The 20202-nt window shown below is 66.1% G+C and carries 15 protein-coding genes, 1 tRNA gene and 1 pseudogene; 14 read left to right on the forward strand and 3 right to left on the reverse strand.

Annotated features, from left to right (window positions below; all coding sequences use genetic code 11):
• Positions 1–2: 2 nt before the first annotated feature.
• The 6 genes and pseudogenes from hisS to IPN92_03880 all read left to right on the forward strand — a co-directional run bounded on the left by hisS (position 3) and on the right by IPN92_03880 (position 5435).
• Positions 3–1283 carry a histidine--tRNA ligase gene (gene hisS, locus IPN92_03855; protein MBK8637445.1) on the forward strand — a complete coding sequence of 427 codons (1281 nt, stop codon included), beginning with the start codon at positions 3–5 and terminating at the stop codon, positions 1281–1283.
• A gap of 122 nt (positions 1284–1405) precedes the next feature.
• Complete coding sequence (locus IPN92_03860; protein ID MBK8637446.1) at positions 1406–2035, forward strand: tetratricopeptide repeat protein; 630 nt, start codon at positions 1406–1408, stop codon at positions 2033–2035.
• Positions 2036–2072: 37 nt separating this feature from the next.
• A complete protein-coding gene (gene bamB, locus IPN92_03865) occupies positions 2073–3305 on the forward strand; it encodes an outer membrane protein assembly factor BamB (GenBank protein MBK8637447.1) in 1233 nt (410 codons plus the stop codon).
• A 67-nt stretch (positions 3306–3372) separates the two neighbouring features.
• Positions 3373–4773: a ribosome biogenesis GTPase Der gene (der, locus tag IPN92_03870; GenBank protein ID MBK8637448.1), complete on the forward strand. Its 1401-nt coding sequence runs from the start codon at positions 3373–3375 to the stop codon at positions 4771–4773.
• A 102-nt stretch (positions 4774–4875) separates the two neighbouring features.
• Positions 4876–5145, forward strand: coding sequence for a type II toxin-antitoxin system Phd/YefM family antitoxin (locus IPN92_03875; protein ID MBK8637449.1), 270 nt, complete (start codon positions 4876–4878; stop codon positions 5143–5145).
• 4 nt (positions 5146–5149) lie between these two features.
• Positions 5150–5435 (forward strand): annotated as a pseudogene (locus IPN92_03880) (type II toxin-antitoxin system RelE/ParE family toxin).
• 46 nt (positions 5436–5481) lie between these two features.
• On the opposite strand, the gene IPN92_03885 reads toward IPN92_03880, so the two are convergent.
• The gene (locus IPN92_03885; protein MBK8637450.1) at positions 5482–6852 is read right to left on the reverse strand and encodes an exodeoxyribonuclease VII large subunit; all 1371 of its coding nucleotides are present in this window, start codon (positions 6850–6852) and stop codon (positions 5482–5484) included.
• Positions 6853–6989: 137 nt separating this feature from the next.
• Between IPN92_03885 and guaB the strand changes: the two genes are divergently transcribed.
• The 4 genes from guaB (at position 6990) to IPN92_03905 (ending at position 10751) form a co-directional block, all read left to right on the forward strand.
• A complete protein-coding gene (guaB, locus tag IPN92_03890; protein MBK8637451.1) occupies positions 6990–8459 on the forward strand; it encodes an IMP dehydrogenase in 1470 nt (489 codons plus the stop codon).
• 17 nt (positions 8460–8476) lie between these two features.
• Positions 8477–10063, forward strand: coding sequence for a glutamine-hydrolyzing GMP synthase (gene guaA, locus IPN92_03895; GenBank protein ID MBK8637452.1), 1587 nt, complete (start codon positions 8477–8479; stop codon positions 10061–10063).
• 24 nt (positions 10064–10087) lie between these two features.
• Positions 10088–10609 carry a tRNA adenosine(34) deaminase TadA gene (gene tadA / locus IPN92_03900; GenBank protein MBK8637453.1) on the forward strand — a complete coding sequence of 174 codons (522 nt, stop codon included), beginning with the start codon at positions 10088–10090 and terminating at the stop codon, positions 10607–10609.
• Between the two features lie 65 nt (positions 10610–10674).
• A tRNA-Pro gene (locus tag IPN92_03905) sits at positions 10675–10751 on the forward strand.
• 152 nt (positions 10752–10903) lie between these two features.
• Here IPN92_03905 and IPN92_03910 read toward each other — a convergent pair.
• A complete protein-coding gene (locus tag IPN92_03910; GenBank protein ID MBK8637454.1) occupies positions 10904–12343 on the reverse strand; it encodes a hypothetical protein in 1440 nt (479 codons plus the stop codon).
• A 518-nt stretch (positions 12344–12861) separates the two neighbouring features.
• Between IPN92_03910 and IPN92_03915 the strand changes: the two genes are divergently transcribed.
• The 4 genes from IPN92_03915 (at position 12862) to IPN92_03930 (ending at position 19521) form a co-directional block, all read left to right on the forward strand.
• Positions 12862–13887 (forward strand): efflux RND transporter periplasmic adaptor subunit, encoded by a 1026-nt coding sequence (locus IPN92_03915; GenBank protein ID MBK8637455.1) that lies wholly within the window; start codon positions 12862–12864, stop codon positions 13885–13887.
• On the forward strand, positions 13884–17063 hold the full coding sequence (locus tag IPN92_03920; protein MBK8637456.1) for an efflux RND transporter permease subunit: 3180 nt from the start codon (positions 13884–13886) through the stop codon (positions 17061–17063). Before IPN92_03915 ends, IPN92_03920 begins: the two co-directional genes overlap by 4 nt.
• Before the next feature lie 348 nt (positions 17064–17411).
• Positions 17412–18188 carry a DUF1566 domain-containing protein gene (locus IPN92_03925; GenBank protein MBK8637457.1) on the forward strand — a complete coding sequence of 259 codons (777 nt, stop codon included), beginning with the start codon at positions 17412–17414 and terminating at the stop codon, positions 18186–18188.
• A gap of 103 nt (positions 18189–18291) precedes the next feature.
• The gene (locus tag IPN92_03930) at positions 18292–19521 is read left to right on the forward strand and encodes a DUF1566 domain-containing protein (protein MBK8637458.1); all 1230 of its coding nucleotides are present in this window, start codon (positions 18292–18294) and stop codon (positions 19519–19521) included.
• A gap of 254 nt (positions 19522–19775) precedes the next feature.
• On the opposite strand, the gene IPN92_03935 is transcribed toward IPN92_03930, so the two are convergent.
• Positions 19776–20195: a DsrE family protein gene (locus IPN92_03935; GenBank protein ID MBK8637459.1), complete on the reverse strand. Its 420-nt coding sequence runs from the start codon at positions 20193–20195 to the stop codon at positions 19776–19778.
• Positions 20196–20202 lie beyond the last annotated feature (7 nt).

Raw genomic sequence — 20202 nt, forward strand, 5'->3', positions numbered from 1 at the left:
GCATGGCAAAAAATATCCAGGCCATTCGTGGCATGCACGACCTCCTGCCCGACCGCATCGGCCTCTGGCAGCGGTTGGAGGATGGCGCCCGCCAGGTGCTGGAATCCTATGGCTACAGCGAGATCCGCACCCCCCTGGTGGAGGTGACGGAGCTGTTCAAGCGCTCCATCGGCGAGGTCACCGACATCGTCGAGAAGGAGATGTACTCCTTTCCGGACCGCAATGGCGACAGCCTCAGCCTGCGCCCGGAGGGCACGGCGAGTTGCGTGCGCGCCGCCATCGAGAATGGCCTCCTCGACCAGTCGCGCCGCCTCTGGTATCGCGGTCCCATGTTCCGCCACGAGCGGCCCCAGAAGGGTCGCTATCGCCAGTTCCACCAGATCGGCGTCGAGGTCTTCGGCCTGGAGGGGCCGGACATCGATCAGGAGGTCCTCTTCCTGACCCACCGCATCTGGCGGACCCTGGGCCTGGACGGGCTGCGCCTGGAGATCAACAGCCTGGGCGAGGGCGAGGAGCGGGCGGCCTATCGCGCCGAGCTGATCTCCTACCTGCGCGCCTATGCCGAGGACCTGGACGAGGACAGTCTGCGCCGCCTGGAGACCAATCCCCTGCGGGTGCTGGATTCCAAGAATCCGGACCTGAGGGCCGTCATCGCCGGCGCCCCCGTCATCCTCGATCATCTCGGGGAGGCGTCCCGGCTGCATTTCGAGCAGTTTCGCGCCGGGCTTGATGCCGCTGGCATCCCCTATCAGGTGAATCCGCGTCTGGTGCGCGGTCTGGATTACTATAACCGCACCGTCTTCGAGTGGATCACCGATGACCTGGGGGCCCAGGGCACGGTCTGCGCCGGGGGGCGCTACGACGGTCTGGTCGCCCAACTCGGCGGCCGCCATACCCCGGCGGTGGGCTTCGCCATGGGGCTGGAGCGCCTGGTGTCCCTCATGGAGGCCCGGTTGCAGGCCGGGGAGGTGACCGCCGATCCCAACGCCCTCGACGCCTATCTGGTCGCCGTCGGCGCGGCCGCCCAGGGTGCCGCCCCGGCCTTGGGGGAACGCCTGCGCGACGCCACTCCCGGCCTCCGCTTGCAATGCCATTGCGGCGGCGGCAGCTTCAAGAGCCAGTTCAAGAAGGCGGACCGCAGTGGCGCCCGCTATGCCCTGGTCCTGGGCGAGGGCGAACTGGAGCGCGGCGTCCTCGGCGTCAAACCCCTGCGCGAGGAAGGCGAGCAGCGCGACCTGACCTACGAGGCGCTGGGCCCCTTCCTGCTGGCGGGGCGGCACTGATACCCCCTGCCGAGCGCGGGGCCGCTGCTGCTCCGGCCCGGCGGGCAACGGTGAGCGACCCCGGACCCAAATCGCGCCGATGACAAACCGAATTTTTGAAGTTAATCAATGAGGTAAGCGGATTGAACGCCTACGAAACCGACGAAGAAAAAGTTGAGGCCATCAAGGGCTGGTGGAAGGAAAATGGGATCTCGGTGGTCGGTGGCCTGGCCATTGGCCTGGCGGCCGTCTTTGGCTGGCGGGCTTGGGTGGATCACCAGGAGGGTATGGCCCAGCAGGCCTCCTCGGCCTTCGAACAGCTCGTCGCCACCGTCGAGGCGGGTAATGCCGCGGCCGCCCGGACCCAGGCCGCCCTCCTGCTGGAGAAGCATGGGGAAACCCCCTATGGCGCCCTGGCCAACCTGATGCTGGCCCGGGTGGAGATGGTTACGAAACAGCCCGAGGCGGCCCGCAAGGCCCTGGAACAGGCCATGGCCAAGGCCCCCGATCCGGGTCTGGCCCGGGTCGCCGCCCTGCGCTTGGTCCGCTTGCTCATGGCCCAGGGTGACCTGGAGGCCGCCGCGACCCTGATCGCCCAACAAGACCAGGGGACGGCCTTCAAGGGCGACTTCGCCGCCCTGCGGGGCGATCTGGCCCTGGCGGCTGGCCGCGCCGCCGAGGCCCGCGCCGCCTATGACCAGGCCATCGCCCTGGGCGCCGCCAATGCGGCCCTGTTGCAACTCAAAGTCGAAAACCTGCCGCCCGCCACTTGACCGGCGCCCGGCCCCACACCCGCCAGGGGATAGGCCCATGAGACCCATGCTCCGCTTCGCGCCCGCTCTGCTCGCTCTCGCGTTCCTGAGCGGTTGTAGCTATATCCCCTGGTTGGCGGGGGAGGTGGACCCGCGCCCACCCACGGAATTGACCGCCGGTACGGCGGACGCTGGCTTAACCAGCCTCTGGTCCGTCAGCACCGGCAAGGGCACGGAGGGTCGTCGCCTGAGCCTGACCCCCGCCCTCCAGGATGGCCGCCTCTACGTCGCGGACGCCAAGGGCCTGGTCATGGCGGTGAACGCCGCCGATGGTCGTCCACTCTGGCAGCGTGAAACCGGCCTGGCCCTGAGTGGTGGCCCGGAGGTGGCGGGCACCCGGCTGGTCGTGGGTTCCACCAATGGCGAACTCATCGCCCTCTCGACCACGGATGGCACCGAGCTGTGGCGGACCCAGGTGGGCAGCGAAATCCTCTCGGTCCCCCGGTTCGCCGGCGATCTGGTGGTGCTGCACACCCTTAACGACAGTGTCTTCGGCTTCGATGCCGCCAAGGGCGAGAAGCTCTGGAACTATGATTTTCAGGCTCCGACCCTGACCCTGCGCGGCAGCAGTACCCCCCTGATCGTGGGCAAGTATGCCGTCGTCGGCGTCTCCGGTGGTCGCCTGGCCAAGATCGAGCTGGCCTCGGGCCTGCCGGAGTGGATCACCACCGTGACCCCGCCGCGGGGCCGCTCCGAGCTGGAGCGCATCGCCGACCTCAACGCCACCCCCCTGGTGGTCGGTGAGACTCTCTACGTCGCGGCCTACAACGGTGACCTGGCGGCCCTGGATCTGACCAGCGGCGCCGTCCTCTGGCGCCGCGCCCTCTCTTCCTACGCCGGCCTGACGGAGGCGGATGGGACCCTCTACGTGACCGACTCCAACGACCTGGTCTGGGCCGCCAAGCCCGGGGACGGCGCCGGTATCTGGAAGCAGGAGGCCCTGCGCTACCGCAACCTGACCGCCCCGGCCGTGGTGGGTAACAGCCTGGTGGTGGGTGATCTGGAGGGCTATGTCCACCTGCTGGCCCGGAACGATGGCCGCATCCTGGGCCGGCAGCGCGTGGCCAAGGGCAGCATCCAGGCCCAGCCCCTGGTCGCTGGAGGGCGCGTCTTCGTCCTCGGCGCCGATGGCACCCTCGCCGCCCTCTCGCTCGGCGCCGTGTCCCCGGCCACGACCCAGTCACCCACCCCGATGCCGACCGCGACCAAGACGCCAACCCCTGCGTTCTGATCCCGACCCGTCCGTTTCGACCCTGGCCGCGCCCGGCGCGGCCCTCCCTCAGCGCCCAAGGCCCCTCATGCTTCCCGTTTTCACCATCATCGGCCGGCCCAATGTCGGCAAATCGACCCTCTTCAATCGGCTGACCCGGACGCGCGACGCCCTGGTGGCCGACTTCCCGGGTCTCACCCGTGATCGTCAATACGGCGTTGGCCGCCTGGGGCCCGGCCCCTACATCATCGTGGATACCGGGGGCCTCAGCGGCGCCAAGGAGGGGATCGAGAGCCTGATGGACCGGCAGGTCGCCCTGGCCATCGAGGAGGCGGACCAGCTGCTGTTCATGGTCGATGCCCGCGAGGGCTGCGGCCCCACGGACCTGGATATCGCCGCGCGCCTGCGCCGCACCGGCAAACCCGTCACCCTGGTCGTCAACAAGACGGATCGGCTGGAACCCGAGATGGCGACGGTGGATTTCCACCAGCTCGGCCTGGGGGAGCCCGTGGCCATCGCCGCCGTCCAGGGCCGGGGGGTCGGCAGCCTGATGCACCGGGTCTTCGCCAGCTTGCCCGAGAGCCTGGAGGAGCCCGGGGAGGGGGCGGACGAGGAGGCGGGCACCAAGGTCGCCGTGGTGGGTCGCCCCAATGCCGGTAAATCGACCCTCATCAACCGCATCCTCGGCGAGGAACGGGTCGTGGCCTGCGCCCAGCCCGGCACCACCCGGGACAGCATCTTTATCCCCTTCAGCCTCGGCGATCGCCGCTACACCCTGATCGACACCGCCGGCATGCGGCGCCGCGCCAAGGTGCATGACTTCATTGAAAAATTCAGCGCCATCAAGACCCTCCAGGCCATCGAGGCCAGCAACGTGGTGATCCTGATGCTGGATGCCCACCAGGGCATCGGGGAGCATGATGCCACCCTGGCCAGCCAGGTGGTCGAGAGCGGCCGGGCCCTGGTGGTGGCCGTCAACAAGTGGGATGGGCTGACCAAGGAGGCACGGGAGGCCATTCGCGAGAACTTCACGCGCAAGCTGGGCTTCCTGGATTTCGCCGCCGTCCATTACATCTCCGCCCTCCACGGCAGCGGGGTCGGCCTGCTCCTGGACGAGGTGGACCGGGTCTTCGCCAATGCCGTGCGGCACCTGCCGACCCCGGAGCTGACCCGCCTGCTCATGGACCTCGTTCAGGAACATCAGCCGCCCTTGGTCAATGGTCGCCGCATCAAGCTGCGTTACGCCCACCAGGGGGGCCGTAATCCCCCCATCATTGTCATCCACGGCAAGCAGACCGAGGCCCTGCCGGATAGCTACCGCCGCTACCTCATCAATCGCTTCCGCCAGATCCTGAAACTGCACGGCACCCCTCTGCGGCTCGAATTGCGCACCGGGGAGAATCCCTACGAGGGTCGCCATACTCCCCCGACCCCCCAGCAGGTCAAGCAGCGGCAGCGACTGAAGAAATTCGTTAAGCGTAAAAGCTGATCCCGGCTTGGATTTTTCATCAATCCCCCTGTTGTCAGCCATGTTGGCAGACCCCTTAACAGGTGCTATTGTCCGGCCAAACCAGCCCAGAGGTAGCCGACCATGAGCGTGAAATTCTCCGAAGACGTGGTCCCGCTGACCGACCTCAAGGTCAACCCCGGTCGCGTGGTCAGACAGGCGGTAGAGGCCCATCGGCCCGTGCTGCTCACCCGCCGAGGCCGCGGGGTCGCCGTCATGCAGTCCGTGTCTGATTTCGAGGAGGCCGCGGAGGAGCGCGCCTTCATGCGCGCGGTGATCGTTGGCATGGCCGACCTGGATGCCGGCCGCGAGGTCTCCCTCGCCGAAGCCAAGGCCAGATTCGGCTTGGCTTGAGGGCATGGCCCTCGCCAGGATCAGCTTCGCCGAGTCCGCCCTTGGCGACCTGGCCGCAATCCAAGGGTGGTATAGAGCGGAGAATGTTCCGGAGGTTGGCGACCGGCTCGTCGCCGAAATTTTCCAACGTGTCGAGATCCTCGTCGACCACCCGGACATTGGGCGGATCGTGCCGGAGTTTGACCACCTTCCGGATCGTCTATCGGCGGGAGCTGCTTAGCGTAAGCATCGTTCGAGTCTGGCGCAGTGAACGCTTGTTGCGGCTGCCGGCATCGGCTTATGAGGGGTGAGTTGCGAATGGCGCTGGAGGAAAAAGACCGTCTCGAGTCAGACCCTTCAAGGCATGGCCGCTTGGACGCTATCAACACCCTCGACCCGAGCTGTAATACCTCCCCGTCCCAGGCGCGCCTCGACGAGATCACCCGGCGCTAGCTGGGCGACGTCGCGGATGACCTCGCCCGCCGGCGCTCGCCGCAGGATGGCATAGCCCCGGGTCAGGGTGCCCAGGGGGCTCAGGGCATCCAGGGCATGGGCGAGGCCGGCCAGATGCTCGCGCCGCAGGGCGATCAGCCGGGTTGGGAGGCGCCGCAGGCGGCCTTCCAGGTTGGCCAGGCGCTGGGCGAGCCCCGCCAGACGCTGGGCGGGACTCAGGGGGTGCAAGCGGCTCCAGGCCAGGTCCCGGCGGTGACGCAGGCTCCGCAGCCGCCGCGCCATGGCCTCCCCCAACCGCCGCTCCAGGTCGTCGGTGCGCTGTTGGCGGCGCTCCAGTTCGGCCAGGGGATGCAGTAAGCGCAGGTGGCGTTCCGCCGCCAGCCAGTGGCGACGCAGTCCCTCCAGGCGCCGCGCCTGGGCCTGGATCAGACGTTGCTCGTAGGCGGCCAGGCGCTGGCGCAGATGGGGGGCGGAGGGGCTGACCAGTTCCGCCGCGGCCGAGGGCGTGGCGCCGCGCTGGTCCGCCACCAGGTCGGCGATGGTGAAATCAATCTCGTGGCCCACGCCGGTGACGACCGGAATGGCGGAGGCGCGGATGGCCCGGGCCAGGTCCTCGTCGTTGAAGGCCATGAGATCTTCCAGGGCGCCGCCGCCCCGCGCCAGGATGAGGACGTCGCACTCGGCGCGCTGGTTGGCCAGGGCCAGCATCTCCACCAGTTCCGCCGCCGCGCCCTCGCCCTGAACCCGGGCGGGATAGACCACCAGGGGCAGGGCCGGAAAACGCCGCCCTAGGACGCTGATGAGGTCCCGCACGGCGGCGCCGCTGGGGGAGGTGATGAGGCCCACCTGGCGGGGAAAGGCCGGCGGGGGCCGCTTGAGGGCCGCGTCGAAGAGCCCCTCCGCCGCCAGCTTGCGCTTGAGCCGCTCGAACTCCAGGCGCAGGGCGCCCTCGCCGGCGGGTTCCAGGTGCTCCACCACCAGTTGAAAGTCGCCCCGACCCTCGTAAAGGCTCACCCGGACCCGTGCCAGGACCTGCTGGCCATTGGCCGGGCGGAAGCCCAGCAGCAGGCGCTTGTTGCGGAACAGGGCGCACCGGATCTGGGCCGCCGGGTCCTTGAGGGCAAAGTAGAGGTGCCCCGAGGCGGGCTGGGACAGGTTGGAGATTTCACCCTCCACCCAGAGCAGCGGGAAGCTGCCCTCCAGCACGGCGCGGACCTCCCGGGCCAGGCGGGAGATGGTCCAGATGTCGCGGGAGAGGTCGAAGTCGGTGGTCATGCAGGGTGGCGGCTCCCGTTCCGCGGGCCAGGGATTGCGAACGAGGGTGGGTCTTGCCAGTTTACCGACCTGGCCAGGAAAACTATACTGCCCGGTCCTTCAAGATACCCATTTGGTTTACAGCGAGCGAGGCCCCCATGCGTCTGATCCAGGAAGCCCTCACCTTCGACGATGTCCTCCTCGTCCCCGCCCACTCCAGCGTGCTGCCCAATCAGGTGGACCTGAGCACCCGGCTGACCCGGGGCATCGAACTCAAGATCCCCCTGGTCTCGGCGGCCATGGATACGGTGTCCGAGGCCCGGCTGGCCATTGCCCTGGCCCTGGAAGGTGGCATTGGCATCGTCCACAAGAACATGTCCGCCGAGCGCCAGGCCAAGGAGGTGCTGACGGTCAAGAAGTACGAGAGCGGCATTATCCGCAACCCCATCACGGTCACCCCCGAGACCAGCATTGGCGAGGTCATGCGGCTGACTCGGGAGAACAACATCTCGGGCGTGCCGGTGGTGACCGAGGACGGCCACCTCACCGGCATCGTCACCGGGCGCGACCTGCGTTTCGAGACCCGCCCCGGCGACCCCGTGCGCAATATCATGACCCGGCACGACCGTCTGGTGACGGTGCGGGAGGGCGCCAGCCGCGAGGAGGTGCTGGCCCTGCTCCACAAGCACCGCATCGAGAAGGTGCTGGTGGTCAATGACGCCTTCGAGTTGCGCGGCCTGATCACGGTCAAGGACATCCAGAAGGCCAAGGACTTCCCCAATGCCTCGCGGGATGACCAGCAGCGGCTGCGGGTGGGTGCCGCCGTGGGGGTCGGCGCCGGCACCGATGAACGGGTCGCGGCCCTGGTCGCCGCGGGGGTGGATGTGATCGTGGTGGATACCGCCCACGGCCATTCCCAGGGGGTGCTGGATCGCGTGGCCTGGTGTAAGCGCCAGTATCCCGAGCTCCAGGTCATCGGCGGCAACATCGCCACCGGCGCGGCGGCGCGGGACCTCCTGGCCGCCGGGGCCGACGCGGTCAAGGTCGGCATCGGGCCGGGCTCCATCTGCACCACCCGGATCGTTGCTGGGGTGGGCATGCCCCAGGTCACGGCGGTGGCCAATGTGGCCGAGGCCCTGGCCGGCACTGGCGTGCCCCTCATCGCCGATGGCGGCCTGCGCTATTCGGGCGACATCGCCAAGATCATTGCCGCCGGGGCTCACTCCGTCATGATCGGTGGCCTCTTCGCCGGCACCGACGAGTCACCCGGGGAAATCGAGATCTATCAGGGGCGTTCCTACAAGTCCTATCGCGGCATGGGCTCCCTGGGGGCCATGGGCGCCAAGGAGGGCTCCAGCGATCGCTATTTCCAGGAAAACGAGGACAAAGAGAAGCTGGTGCCCGAGGGCATCGAGGGCCGGGTGCCCTACAAGGGCAGCGTGCTCAACGTCATCCATCAGCTCATGGGCGGTCTGCGCTCCAGCATGGGTTACACCGGCTGCGCCGATATCGAGGAGATGCGCTCCAAGCCCGAGTTTGTGCGCGTCAGTACGGCGGGGATGCGCGAGTCCCACGTCCACGATGTGCAGATCACCAAGGAAGCGCCGAATTACCGCATCGAAATCTGAGTTCCCCGAGACACCTCATGAGCCTCAACCCCATCGCCATCCACGCCGATCGGATTCTGATCCTCGATTTCGGCTCTCAGTACACCCAGCTCATCGCCCGGCGGGTGCGCGAGGCCGGGGTCTATTGCGAAATCCACCCTTGGGACCTGGACGCCACGGGGATTGCTGGCTTCGGCGCCAGGGGCATCATCCTCTCCGGCGGCCCCCAGTCCGTCCACGAGGAGCAGACGCCCCGGGCCGATGCCGCCGTCTTCGCCGCGGGCGTGCCGATTCTCGGCATCTGTTACGGCATGCAGACCCTCGCCGCCCAGTTGGGGGGCCAGGTCGCCCCGGCGACCCATCGCGAATACGGCTATGCCCAGGTCCGCGCCCGGGGCCATTCGCGACTGCTGCGGGACATCGAAGACCACGCCAGCCCCGAGGGCTTTGGCCTGCTCGATGTCTGGATGAGCCACGGCGACCGGGTGGATACCCTGCCGCCCGGCTTCGTGGCCATCTGCACCACCGATAATGCGCCCCTGGCGGGCATCGCCGACGAGGCGCGGTGCATCTACGGTCTCCAATTCCACCCCGAGGTGACCCACACCCGCCAGGGCCAGCGCATCCTGGAGCGCTTCGTCCACGACATCTGCGGCTGCGGTGGCCTCTGGACGCCCCGGAACATCATCGACGAGGCCATTGCCCAGATTCGCCAGCAGGTGGGTCAGGATGATGTCCTACTCGGCCTCTCCGGTGGCGTCGATTCCTCTGTGGTGGCGGCCCTGTTGCACCGCGCCATCGGCGACCGCCTCACCTGCGTCTTCGTGGACAACGGCCTGCTGCGCCTCGGGGAGGGCGATCAGGTCATGAGCACCTTTGCCCGCCACATGGGCGTCAAGGTCATTCGCGTCGATGCCGGCGCGCGCTTCTTCGAGCGCCTGGCCGGGGTCGTGGACCCGGAGCACAAACGCAAGATCATCGGCAACACCTTTATCGATATCTTCGAGGCGGAGGCGGAACGGCTGCCCAACGTCAAGTGGCTGGCCCAGGGCACCATCTACCCCGACGTCATCGAATCCGCCGGCGCCAAGACCGGCAAGGCCAAGGTGATCAAGTCCCATCACAATGTCGGCGGCCTGCCGGACACCATGAAGCTGGCCTTGGTCGAGCCCCTGCGCGAACTCTTCAAGGACGAGGTGCGCAAGATCGGGATCGAACTCGGCCTGCCCTCGGATATGGTCTATCGCCACCCCTTCCCTGGCCCCGGCCTGGGGGTGCGTATCCTGGGCGAGGTCCACGTCGCCTTCGCCGACACCCTGCGCCAGGCCGATCACATCTTCATTGAGGAGTTACGCCGCGCCGGCCTCTATGACCAGGTCTCCCAGGCCTTCGCCGTCTTCCTGCCCATCAAGTCCGTGGGCGTCGTCGGCGACAATCGCCAGTATGCCCACGTCATCGCCCTGCGCGCCGTCGAGACCATCGACTTCATGACCGCCCGCTGGGCCCATCTGCCCTATGACTTTCTCGACCAGGTTTGCCGCCGCATCGTCAATGAAGTCCGCGATGTCTCCCGGGTCGTGTATGACATCACCGGCAAGCCCCCGGGGACCATCGAGTGGGAGTGAGGGGCGCGGGTCCACCGCCAGGCCATGCCCGAGCCCTGCGAGTCCACCGCGCTAGACGATAGCCACTGGATGCGCCAGGCGATCGCCCTGGCGGAGCGGGCGGGGGCCCAGGGCGAGGTGCCGGTCGGTGCGGTGCTGATCGCCGCCGGCCAGGTCCTGGGCGAGGGCTGGAACTGCCCCATCGCCACCCATGACCCCAGCGCCCACGCCGAGATTCGCGCCCTGCGCGCCGCGGGCCAGCGCCTCGGCAACTATCGCCTCCCCGCCACCACCCTCTACGTCACCCTCGAACCCTGCCCCATGTGCGCCAGCGCCCTCATTCATGCCCGCGTCGCCCGCGTTGTTTACGGCGCCCGCGACCCCAAGGGCGGTGCCTGCGGCAGCGTCTTCCACCTGCTGCCCCCGGACCAGCGATTCAATCATCGCCTCGAGTGTCAGGGGGATGTTCTGGGCCAGGAATGCGGTGAACTGTTACGCCGCTTCTTCCAGCAGCGCCGCCGTTCCGTGGCTCGTGGGGCCGTACTGGGGGATCGGGTCCCCCAATGAAGGGATTTGCTGAGTCAACCTAAGGTTGACAGAGAAAGGGTCAGTCCCTACCATGCCTTCTTTTACGGGGTGTAGCGCAGCCTGGTAGCGCACCTGAATGGGGTTCAGGTGGTCGGAGGTTCGAATCCTCTCACCCCGACCAAAAAATTAAGGGCTTAGGTCATCTGGACCTAGGCCCTTTCTTTTTGAGTCACCCCTGAGTCCCTACGCGGCTGCTTCAGGGTGGTGCCGCCTGGGGCCGGTTCCCGCCGGTTGTGGCGGGGTCTGTCGAGCTAGTGGTTACTGCGCCGTCGTTTAACGCGGCACCTGGGTGGTGGCCGAGGCGATGGTCTCTGCGCGCACCTTGGATGCGTTGTACATATCGAGGAAGCGCGCGACCGTGGGATCGGCGGCATCCTTCTGCAGGTCGCGCAGGTAACCGTAGGCGATGGTCTGGTAGTTTAGCTCCGCTGCGACCTTCACAAGGCTGATCTTGGGATCAAGATCAATGCGGTAGGTCACTAGGTCGCTCCCGGCGCCGAAATCCGGGTCGTCGATGACACCCACGACGGCGACTGAGTCCGGTACGACCTGATCATTGAACCCCCGCGGCGGGATTCGGTTGTCCTTGAGGTAATCCGCGGCGCGCAGCAGCGTGTAGGTGAGGTTGCCGTCCGAGTCGCCCATGATCGCCTCGTAAACCTGGACCTGGCCCGCGCGGGTGATCTCCCCGCTGTAATGGGGCTCGAAGCCGGTGCCGATATCGGCGTTGACGCCGGCGACCACACCCGTGGCTGGTTTCAATCGACCCGACTCGAACAGGGTCTTGCCTGCGGGATCGGAGACGGTGAGATGGATGTAGACGCGCCGGGAGGGGTAGCTGGTGGGCAGTTTGTGGCCGGAGTTGTTGGTCACGCGGACCCGTACCAGCAGTTGTTTCGTGCTCGGGTCAAACGACGCCTGTTCGATCGCGAGATCGGCGGAGCTGCGGAGCGTGGCACGGGTGGCCTCTATAGTGGCGGCGAAGTCACCGTCACCGACCTCGAGCTCGGCCCGGTTGGCGCTCAGGATGTCGAGCATCAGGGTGTTGCCGCCATAAAAACCGTGGCGGGCGAAGTTGTTGCGCCGGGTTAGGTTCTGGGGCCGGTTGGCGATCTTGACCCCGTCCGTACGGGCCATGTGGCATTCCTGGCAGGAGCTCGCCTCCGCCCTGCCGTCCGCGAAGGCGCTGTTCTCCCACTCCGTGTAGACGGCTTGCTCCGGGAACTCCATACCGTCAATGACCTTGCCGCTGCTGTCCAGTACCGGCGTCATGAGGTTGTGACAGGTGGCGCAGAGCGCCGAGTCGGAGACATGGGGCGCATACCGGGGGGTGAAGCCGGTATCTCCCTGCATCGGGTTCACCTTAGGGTTAGCGTACTGGCCGTAGGCGAGGCGAACGTCGGGATTGATCGTGAAGCGGCCCGAGAACCCCGCCGGGGTGCCCAGGGTGCTGTCGTCGGCGATCTGGTGGCAAAGGGTGCAGCTCACGCTATCCATGGCGGTGTCGTGGTAGACATTGCTCGGGTTGATAAAGCCGACGTCGAAGAACTGGGTGTCACCCGGGGCAGGAGAGTAGGATGCCTCCTCGTTCGCCATCGGTGCGTGACAGCGGGTGCACTTGTCGTTCAGCACATCCGCGAGCTGCGGGTTGCGGATCAGTTCGCTGGCGAACTTGGCCTGCCAGAAGGGATCCCGGGAGGCGTTCGCCATCATCGTGGCGCTCCACTCGGTCTCTATGGAAACATCCTTCCGCTTCGCGTCAACCAGTCTGTTGTGGCAGAAGGCGCAGTTGCCGGAGCCGGAGAAGTGCGTGGTCTCGAAGGAGGCATTCGCGGCGTGGGCCGACCGAGCCGAGCTAAAGGTAATTGCAAGGATGCAAAAAACGGTACTTCGCACGATACGCATGGCCAGAGTAACCCCCCCGATGTCTGGTAGTCACAGAAAGACTTTTTTGATTGTGGCGACGAGGGAACGTACCGGAGTTCCAGGCGGGATTCAAATGCAATTCAGAATATTGTGATGTTCTGCAATTTTCCGCGAGGCGAGGCCCCCAGGCGTCAGGATAGCAGTCGCCTCCCTTGGGGAGGATGTGTGGGAGTATGGGGCATCACCGACCCCGGCGGGCGCGGATACTTGGTCGAGAGAATCGCAATGCCTTTCCCCTTACTCTAAAATAGCCCCGTGCAAAACGAGCCCCGCCCGCCCCCTACCGCTGAGTGTTTTTGCCTGCTATGAACCTATCTCACCGCCTCCTTACCCAGGTCCTCCTGACTTTCATGCTCGCCCTGCCCCTCCTCGGGGGCGCCCTTAACGTCAGTGGGGAGGAACTATCGGCGCAAGCCCCGGTTCATGACCATGCGCACCCGCCAGCGGAGGCGACCTACGTCTGTCCCATGCACCCCCAGGTGGTGAGCGCCGAGCCGGGTAGCCGGTGTCCCATCTGCGGCATGGACCTGGTGGCCGTCCAGGCAGAGCAGCCGGCGGCCAGCCCTACCGCCGCCACAAGCGCCCCGGGGCAAGCGATGGAAATGGCAATGGAGATGCCGACGATCGCGGTCCCGGAGGCGGTCATCAATCAGTTGGGGGTGCGGACCGCCGTGGTGCGCCAGGGCACCCTCCCTCGCACCGTGGAAGGTTTCGGTGTCCTGCTCTCCCGCAATGTACGCAGCTACCGGCCCATCGCCCGCAGTCGCGCGGCCCAAAACGCCGCCAGGGAGGCGGACGCCGAGGGCCAGGCCATGTTGATCCAGGCCCAGGTCTTCGAGGGCCAGGCCGCCCTCTTGCAACCCGGTCAGGTGGTCCGGGTGAGATTTCCGAGTCTGGGGGCGCGGGAGTGGCGGGGATTGGTGGATGTCCTGGAGTCGCAAATCAATCTGTCCTCCCACACCCTGCAATTTCGGGTGTCCATCGACCTGGAAGGCGTCGAGATCCCAGGGGGGACGACCGCCGTCGTCAACGTCGAGGTGGACCCCGAACCTGACGTGCTGCTGGTTCCCCGGGAGGCGGTGATTTTCACCGGTAAGGGCGCGCGGGTAATCCTCGCCCGGGACGGCGGGCGCTTCCAGCCGCGGCCAGTGGCGATCGATGACCTGGGCGAGGACGAGATGATCATCCGTTCCGGGCTCCAGGAGGGTGACCGGGTCGTGGTGTCCGCCCAGTTCCTGCTGGACTCCGAGGCTAACCTCAGGGCCGGACTCAGGCGCCTGAGCAGCGAGCGTCCCCACACCGAGGCCGCGCCCGGGGGGACTCAGCCGTGATCGCGGCCATCATCGCCTGGTCACTGCGCAACCGCTTTCTGATCCTGCTCGCCACCGCCCTAATCATCGCGGGTGGGGGCTATGCCTTGCGCAACATCCCCCTGGATGCCATCCCGGACCTGTCGGACGTTCAGGTCATCGTCAAGACCAGCTACCCGGGTCAGGCCCCCCAGGTGGTGGAAGACCAGGTCACCTATCCCATCACCACGGCCCTGCGCGCCGTCAGCGGGGCGGTCGCGGTACGCGGCTATTCCATGTACGGGGACTCCTATGTCTATGTCGTCTTCCGAGACGGCACCGACCCCTATTGGGCGCGCTCCCGGGTGCTGGAACTCCTCAGCCAGGTATCCGCCCGCCTCCCCGCCGCCGCTCGCCCCGAGTTGGGCCCGGATGCCACCGCCGTCGGCTGGGTCTATCAATACGCCCTAGTGGACCGTACCGGCGGCCATGACCTGGCCCAGTTACGCAGCCTCCAGGACTGGTTCCTCAAGTTCGAACTCCAGTCCCTCCCCGGGGTCTCCGAGGTCGCCACGGTCGGCGGCATGGTCAAGCAGTACCAGGTCGTGATCGACCCCGAGCTGCTGCGTGCCTACCAGATGCCTCTCGTCAATCTCATGCAGAGCCTTCAACGCGCCACCGGCGAGACCGGGGCCGGAGCCCTGGAGATGGCGGAGGCGCGCTACATGATCCGCATCGACGGTCGCCTGCGGGGCCTCGATGACCTGCGCAACATCCCCATCACCCCCCGGGTGGCCCCCGCCGGCGCCTCGGGGATGGCCATGGGTACCCAGGTCTATGAACCCTTCAAGGCCACCCGCTCGGTGTTCCGCCTGGGCGATATCGCCGAGATTCGCCTGGGGCCCGAGATGCGCGAGGGCATCGCCGAGCTCGACGGCCAGGGCGAGGTCGTCGGCGGCATCGTCCTGATGCGCCCGGGTGGCAACGCCCTCAAGACCATCGCCGCCGTCAAAGACAAGCTGGCCGAGCTGCAACGGGGCCTGCCCGCTGGGGTGGAGCTGGTGCCGGTTTACGACCGCTCCGGGCTCATTCACCGCGCCATCGACACCCTCGACAGCCGCCTCATCGAGGCACTGGTCGTTGTCAGCCTGGTCTGCGCCCTTTTTCTCTGGCATCTCAGATCCGCCCTGGTGGTGGTCATCAGCCTCCCCATCGCCATCCTGGCCGCCTTCATGGTCATGTATTGGCAGGGGCTCAGCGCCAACATCATGTCCCTGGGCGGCATCGCCATCGCCATTGGCGCCATGGTCGATGCCGCCATCGTCATGATCGAGAACCTGCACAAGCACGCCGAGCGCGAGCCCCTGACCGCGGCCAACCGCTGGGCCCTGGTGGGGCGGGCCACCACCGAGGTCGGCCCCGCCCTCTTCCTCTCCCTGATCATCGTCACCCTCAGCTTCCTGCCCGTCCTCGCCCTGCAAGGGGAGGAGGGCCGCCTCTTTGCCCCCCTGGCCTATACCAAGACCTACGCCATGGCCGCCGCGGCGCTACTGTCCATCACCCTGGTCCCGGTCTTGCTCGGGCTCTTCGTGCGCGGGCGCTTGCGGGGCGAGCAGGAAAACCCGGTCAACCGCGCCCTCATGGCCGCCTACCGACCGCTCCTCGCCTGGGTGATGCGCCAGCCTGTGAAGGTTCTGTGGCTGGCCCTGGCCCTGACCATCGCCGGGGCCTGGCCGGCCTTGCGGCTGGGCTCCGAGTTCATGCCGGACCTGGACGAGGGCGATCTCCTCTACATGCCCACCACCTTCCCGGGTATCGCCCCCGACAAGGCCCGCCAGCTCCTGCAACAGACCGACCGCCTCATCCTGACCGTGCCCGAGGTGGCGCGGGTCTTCGGCAAGGTCGGCCGCGCCGAGACCGCCACCGACCCGGCGCCCATGGAGATGATCGAGACCACTATCCAGCTCAAGCCCCGCGAGGAGTGGCGGCCTGGTGTGACCATCGAGGACATCAAGGCCGAGCTGGACCGCACCGTCAAGTTTCCTGGCCTCACCAACGCCTGGCTCATGCCCATCAACGCCCGCCTGCAGATGCTCTCGACCGGCATCAAGACCCCGGTCGGCGCCAAGATCGCCGGGCCGGACCTGGAGGTCATCCAGCGCCTCGGCGAGCAGGTCGAGGAGGCCCTCGCGGCGCTTCCCGAGACCCAATCCGTCTTCGCCGAGCGCGTCTCCTCCGCCCGTTACATCAAGGTCACTCCCAACCGCATGGCCATGGGCCTGGTCGGCCTGTCCGTGGCGGATGTCCAGGAGATCGTCTCCAGCGCCGTCGGCGGCATGAACCTGACCGAGGTGGTGGAGGGGCGGGAGCGTTACCCGGTGAGCCTGCGCTACACCGCGGACGCACGGGACTCCCTGGAGAAACTCAAGGGCCTGCCCCTCGTCACGGATACCCAGGGCACCCAGGTGCAGTTGGGGGCCGTCGCCCGCGTCGAGGTGGTGGACGGGCCGGACATGATCCGTACCGAGAACGCCCGCCTCAATGGCTGGGTCTATGTCCAGGTCAAGGGCGGGGATGTCGGCACCTATGTCGCCAAGGCCAAGCAGGCCGTCGCCGAGCGGGTGGTCCTGCCGCCAGGGTATTCCATCGCCTGGTCCGGCGCCTACGAGCACTGGGAGCGGGCCAAGGAGCGCCTCTGGCTGGTGGTGCCCCTCACCCTGGCCATCATCCTGGTCCTGCTCTATCTCAACTTCCGCAACCTGGCGGAGGTGCTCATCATCATCGCGACCCTGCCCCTGGGCCTCGTCGGTGGCTTCTTCCTCATGTATCTCCTCGGCTACCAGCTCTCCGTGGCCGCGGCCATCGGCTTCATTGCCCTGGGCGGGGTAGCGGTGGAGATCGGCGTGGTGATGATCCTCTACCTCGATCGCGCCCTGGCCCAGCGCCGGGAGGCGCGCGGGGCCGCGGGTCTCACCCGCGCCGACGTCCGGGAGGCGGTGGTGGAGGGCGCCCTGACCCGCCTGCGGCCGGTGACCATGACCAAGCTCGCCATCCTCGCCGCCCTGCTCCCCATCATGCTCGGTGGCGGTGCCGGCTCCGAGGCCATGCAGCGCATCGCCGCGCCCCTCCTGGGTGGCGTAATCAGCGTCGCCATCCTGACCCTGGCCGTCATCCCCGCCGCCTACCTGGTGTGGCGATCCCGGGGGCTGAGGCCCTGAGGCGCTGACGGGGTTCGACCAGGCGACCGAAATGGCCTGACAGCACCGCCTGGTGCGAAGCAGGCTTGATTGCGCCTGGAGCGGCCGCGAGGAACTAACCCCTGGTGGCCTTGTCTGATTTCAAGCTTCAAATGAGGTTTTCCACCCATTGACCTGCCGAGCTGGTATGGAATAATCCTCGCTAACTTAAATTTAATCGTACCAAGACTCTGGACTTGCGGTAGAGGCGCAGCTTGACTCATGACATTTGACCCATCGTCTCATTCCTGCCACCGTACTCCTACCGTCCGGTCGCGCCCGAGGTCTGGCCTTCATCCTTCTGTTTTGCCGTCATCCCGAGGAGGCTATATGCGTGTTCCGACGATCCTGCTCACTTTGGTCTTACTCCCCACCCAATCGACGCTGGCAGCGGTCCTCAACGACACCGGTCAAGACCTGTGTGTTGATGACGGGAGCTTGACGACCTGCACCGAGGCCAATACCGGGAACGCGGCCACCCATCCTCGCCAGGATGCCCGCTTCGGTGCCGATGCGGCGGCCACCGCCGGTCAATTGACTAAAATCGGTGGTGGGGTCGCGGGTTTCGATTTCACACCCCTGGATGCCTCGGGTGTCGAGATCCCCTTGACCACGGATACGCCCCCCCCCATCCCTTCCGCAACCCCGGCCTGCATACGGGACAACCGCACCGGTCTCATCTGGGAGGTCAAGACGGATGATGGCGGGGTACGGGACATGGGCTGGAGATACCTCTGGGGCGATCGGACTGGCGGTACTCAGTGCTTCGCTGGTGCTGACTGCAATACCGATAATTATGTCGTCACGGTCAACGCCCTGGATCTCTGCGGAGAAACCCTGGATGACTGGCGCCTGCCGAGCCGCCGCGAACTCCTCTCCATCATCGATCATGGGGCAAGCCAACCAGCCATCGACGCTGATTTTTTTCCGAATACGGCATTCGCGGTTTCTCCATATCCCGTGGGCTATTGGAGCAGCGATCTCTGGACGTCTCTTCCGAACAACTATGCCTGGTTGGTTTATTTCAAGGATGGCAACTCGACCGCCGTATCCAGGACCCAAAATCTGGCCCAATATCATTACGTGCGGCTTGTGCGCGGCGGATAGTCAATTGCCTCCTAGCCTTCACAAGTCATTGTCTCGCCAAATCCGCTTAGCTATCCGAGGGATAGCCGGGTCCTTTCGTCAGACTCACCCGCCGAGGTTCCCCATGAGCCATCGATCCAGTTTTTCGATGTTTTTCATCGTCTTGCTAAGCACCTTGTGGGGCGCGGCTCCGGCCTCGGCAGCCTTCACGGACCATGGCGACGGTACTGTCACCGATACCGATACAGGCCTGATGTGGGATCAGTGCTCTTGGGGGCAGGACTATACACCAGGCCCCCCCCCTAGCTGTGATCCAGATCCCACCAGCACCAACTACACCTATCCCTGGAGCAACGCCCTCGGCCTGGCGGTCACCGCCAACACAGATTTACATCGCGGCTACGACGATTGGCGCCTGCCCAACCGAACGGAATTGGAGTCCCTGGTGGATATCACCGCCGTGAGTCCCGCCATAGATAGCAATGCCTTTCCGAATACGGCATCCCTTTGGTATTGGTCTTCAACGACTTATCCCTTTGATCCGCTCAATCCAGAGTGGGCCTGGTATGTCTCCTTTCAGGATGGGTATAGCTTTGCCACGGCACAGACCTTGGATTACAACGTCCGCCTCGTGCGCGGTGGTACGCCCCTGAATAGTTTTGATTTATTGGCGTCCGTCAGCGTCAGCATCAAGGCCACTGACAACACCGCTACCGAGGCGGACCTCACCACCGGCCGCTACACCTTCATCCGCACGGGTGACACCACCGCCCCTCTCACCGTCAACTACAAGGTCACCGGCACCGCCACCGCCGGCAGGGACTACGTCGCCCTTGGCACCAGCGTGGTCATCCCCGCCGGCAAGACCCGGGTCACCAAGATCCTCACGCCCGAGCAGGATAACCTTCAGGAATTACCCGAGACCGTCATCCTGACCCTCAAGCAAAGCCCGAACTATGCCGTCGGCACTCCCGCCAAAGCCACCGTGACGATCACCAGTGACGAGACCGTCACCCAGACCGTTACCGTCAAGGCCACCGACAACACCGCTACCGAGGCGGACCTCACCACCGGCCGCTACACCTTTATCCGCACGGGTGACACCGCCGCCGCCCTCACCGTCAACTACAAGGTCACCGGCACCGCCACCGCCGGCAGTGACTACGTCGCCCTTGGCACCAGCGTGGTCTTCCCCGCCGGCAAGACCCGGGTCACCAAGACCCTCACGCCCCAGCAGGATAACCTTCAGGAATTACCCGAGACCGTCCTCCTGACCCTCAAGCAAAGCCCGAACTATGCCGTCGGCACTCCCGCCAGAGCTACCGTGACGCTCATCAGCGATGAGGTGCCCTAGGCCGTCAGCGTCGCCGGCGCCCACACCTTCACCCGCGGACGGTGGCCGCAGCCTGGCCAAGGTAGGGCCTGGATGTTAGAATGCGCATTCATCAAACCCCGGTGATGATGCAGAGAGGCTCCTCGCCCGGGTTTGCCCCATGCCCAATATGACAGGGCAGGGCGGTAGCGTGTCAAGTGGGGTAACCAGTCCAAACAAGCAAAAGCCGGCCCCGAGCATGATGCTCGGGGCCGGCCTTCATTTCGGGTGGGTGGTTACCAGGTCAGGGTCTTGGTGTCGTCCTGGAAGAGGGCGGGACCGGTGAGGTCGGGGCTACCGATCTTGAGCCCAGGCATCAGATCCGTCTCCTTGACGCCATAATGCTTCATGCACATGGGGCAGACGATGACGGTCGCCCCCTGACCGATCACCTCCTCCAGGGCCTTACGCTGATCGGCGAAGGCGGCCGCATTGGCCGTGGAACCCACCAGAACCCCCCGATCATTCAGGAAGATGGTTAGGGGATGGCCGCGTTCGAGCTGATTCTTGCCAAAGGTGACGGCCATATCGACCCGATGGGCGTCATCCACGGTGAGGTTGATGAAGAGGGGATCCTTATCGCCGGCCATTGCCGAGCCAGCGGTGACACCCATCATGACAGCCAAGGCCATCATCAGACGTAGCAGTGTTTTCATTGCCATG

The sequence above is a fragment of the Chromatiaceae bacterium genome, from assembly GCA_016714645.1.
Taxonomy (GTDB): domain Bacteria; phylum Pseudomonadota; class Gammaproteobacteria; order Chromatiales; family Chromatiaceae; genus M0108.

Coding starts and splice junctions, on each gene's coding strand:
- IPN92_03875 (MBK8637449.1), top strand. CDS start 4,876: ATGAGCGTGAAATTCTCCGAAGACGTGGTCCCGCTGACCGACCTCAAG.
- hisS (MBK8637445.1), top strand. CDS start 3: ATGGCAAAAAATATCCAGGCCATTCGTGGCATGCACGACCTCCTGCCC.
- tadA (MBK8637453.1), top strand. CDS start 10,088: ATGCCCGAGCCCTGCGAGTCCACCGCGCTAGACGATAGCCACTGGATG.
- bamB (MBK8637447.1), top strand. CDS start 2,073: ATGAGACCCATGCTCCGCTTCGCGCCCGCTCTGCTCGCTCTCGCGTTC.
- IPN92_03915 (MBK8637455.1), top strand. CDS start 12,862: ATGAACCTATCTCACCGCCTCCTTACCCAGGTCCTCCTGACTTTCATG.
- guaA (MBK8637452.1), top strand. CDS start 8,477: ATGAGCCTCAACCCCATCGCCATCCACGCCGATCGGATTCTGATCCTC.
- IPN92_03925 (MBK8637457.1), top strand. CDS start 17,412: ATGCGTGTTCCGACGATCCTGCTCACTTTGGTCTTACTCCCCACCCAA.
- IPN92_03935 (MBK8637459.1), bottom strand. CDS start 20,195: ATGAAAACACTGCTACGTCTGATGATGGCCTTGGCTGTCATGATGGGT.
- der (MBK8637448.1), top strand. CDS start 3,373: ATGCTTCCCGTTTTCACCATCATCGGCCGGCCCAATGTCGGCAAATCG.
- IPN92_03885 (MBK8637450.1), bottom strand. CDS start 6,852: ATGACCACCGACTTCGACCTCTCCCGCGACATCTGGACCATCTCCCGC.
- IPN92_03910 (MBK8637454.1), bottom strand. CDS start 12,343: ATGATGGCGAACGCCTCCCGGGATCCCTTCTGGCAGGCCAAGTTCGCC.
- IPN92_03930 (MBK8637458.1), top strand. CDS start 18,292: ATGAGCCATCGATCCAGTTTTTCGATGTTTTTCATCGTCTTGCTAAGC.
- guaB (MBK8637451.1), top strand. CDS start 6,990: ATGCGTCTGATCCAGGAAGCCCTCACCTTCGACGATGTCCTCCTCGTC.